Here is a 1,816-nt window from a genome sequence, read left to right as displayed (position 1 = left end):
GTAATTCCCGGAATAGCGCTTGAGCTTGCGTTCATCGATATGGACGATGACGTTTACCACGCCGTCGAGGAAGTCCCGGTCGTGGGAGATGATGACCAGGGTACCCTCGTAACGCTTGAGCCAGTCTTCCAGCCAGATGATGGCGTCGAGGTCGAGGTGGTTGGTGGGTTCGTCGAGAAGCAGCAGGTCGGACGGACACATCAGTGCCTGCGCAAGGTTGAGCCGCATCCGCCAGCCACCGGAAAAACTCGCGACCGGCTGCTGCATCTGGTCGAGCGAGAACCCAAGGCCGGTGAGCAATTGTTCGGCGCGCGACTGCACGGTATAGGCGTCGGCATCGGCAAGCGCCGCATGCAGCTCGGCCATCCGGTTGCCGTTCTCCGCGCTGTCCTTCTGCTGCTCCGCGCGTGCAAGCTCGGCTTCCACGCGCCGCAATTCGGCGTCGCCATCAATGGCATATTCCAGCGCCGGTCGGTCGAGTGCCGGGGTTTCCTGTGCGACGTAGGCCATGCGCCATTTGGCGGGGAAGTCGACATTGCCCTGGTCGGCATGCAATTCGCCGCGCAGCAATGCGAACAAGCTCGATTTGCCGGCGCCGTTGGCGCCGATCAGACCGATCTTGTCGCCCGGATTGAGGGTGAGATCCGCATTGTCGAGCAAGGGCTTGATGCCGCGGATCAGGCTGACTTGTTGAAAACGGATCATTGCAATTGTTCTGCGGTCAGCAGGAAAACCATGTCATCACCCGCGCTCGTCGAGAGCCAGGTGAGTTCGAGATCGGGGAAGGCCGCTTCCGCATGTTCACGTTCGTTGCCGATCTCGACGATCAGCACGCCATTCTCGGACAGCCTGTCAGCGGCCCCTTCAACGATCTTTCGCACCAGGTCCATGCCGTCATGCCCGCCGGCGAGGGCGATCTGCGGTTCATGCAGGTATTCTTTCGGCAATCTGCCCATCGAGCCGGCGTTGACATACGGCGGATTGCTGATGATGACATCGTACTTTTTCTTCGGCAGTTTGGTGTAAAGATCGGATTCGATCAGGCTGATGCGTTCCTGCAAACCGTAGTCGTTGACATTCCGCGTCGCCACCGCGAGTGCATCGGCGGAAATGTCCACCGCGTCGATGTGGGCGTTGGGGAATGCGTCGGCGAGCATCACCGGCAGGCATCCTGAACCGGTGCACAAATCCAGCGCGGCGTTGACCTGGAACGGATCCGCGATCCATGGGGAAAACCGGTCCGGGATCAGCTCGGCGATGAAGGAGCGTGGCACGATCACCCGCTCATCGACAAAGAAACGGTAATCGCCGAGCCATGCTTCATTGGTCAGGTAGGCGGCGGGAATGCGTTCGTCGGCGCGCCGTTCGATCATTCGCAGCGCGGCATCGATTTCTTCCGTCAGCAGCTTTGCATCGAGAAAGGGTTCCAGCTTGTCGAACGGAAGCCCCAGTGTGTGCAGGAGCAAGTAAGCAGCTTCGTCGAATGCATTGCTGCTGCCATGGCCGAAAAACAGGTGCGCGCGGTTGAAGCGGCTGGTTGCGTAGCGGAGGAGATCGCGCAGGGTGGTGAAGTCGTTTGGGGTCATGGCGAAAAGGGTTGGTTCGCCGGAAATGTTTTATTCCGGCGGCAGCAGCAGGTTTTCCAGCGTGCGGCGGTAAATGTTTTTCAACGGGTCGATGAAGCGGATTTCGATGTGCTCGTCGATTTTATGAATGCTTCCATTCGGCGGACCGAATTCGATCACTTGCGGGCAGATCTGCGCAATGAAGCGGCCGTCCGATGTTCCGCCGGTGGTGGACAGTTCGGTATCGATGC

3 protein-coding genes are annotated in these 1,816 nt (G+C 59.5%); all 3 read right to left on the bottom strand.

From position 1 onward, the window contains the following. Positions 1-705, bottom strand: a 705-nt coding sequence (locus VGU61_RS17425; RefSeq protein ID WP_326860477.1) for an ABC-F family ATP-binding cassette domain-containing protein, incomplete at its 3' end; no start/stop codon positions are given. Then, complete coding sequence (prmB, locus tag VGU61_RS17420) at positions 702-1,586, bottom strand: 50S ribosomal protein L3 N(5)-glutamine methyltransferase (RefSeq protein ID WP_326860476.1); 885 nt, start codon at positions 1,584-1,586, stop codon at positions 702-704. The genes prmB and VGU61_RS17425, both read right to left, overlap by 4 nt. Before the next feature lie 30 nt (positions 1,587-1,616). Continuing rightward, a partial coding sequence (locus VGU61_RS17415; RefSeq protein ID WP_326860475.1) for a M20/M25/M40 family metallo-hydrolase occupies positions 1,617-1,816 on the bottom strand: 200 nt, incomplete at its 5' end.

Source organism: Noviherbaspirillum sp. (assembly GCF_035944575.1).
GTDB lineage: Bacteria > Pseudomonadota > Gammaproteobacteria > Burkholderiales > Burkholderiaceae_D > Noviherbaspirillum.
Note: the sequence above shows the minus strand (reverse complement) of the source record. Positions and strands in the feature narration are given on the sequence as shown.

Excerpts from the sequence above, each read along its gene's own strand:
- prmB (WP_326860476.1), bottom strand. The coding sequence starts at position 1,586 with ATGACCCCAAACGACTTCACCACCCTGCGCGATCTCCTCCGCTACGCA.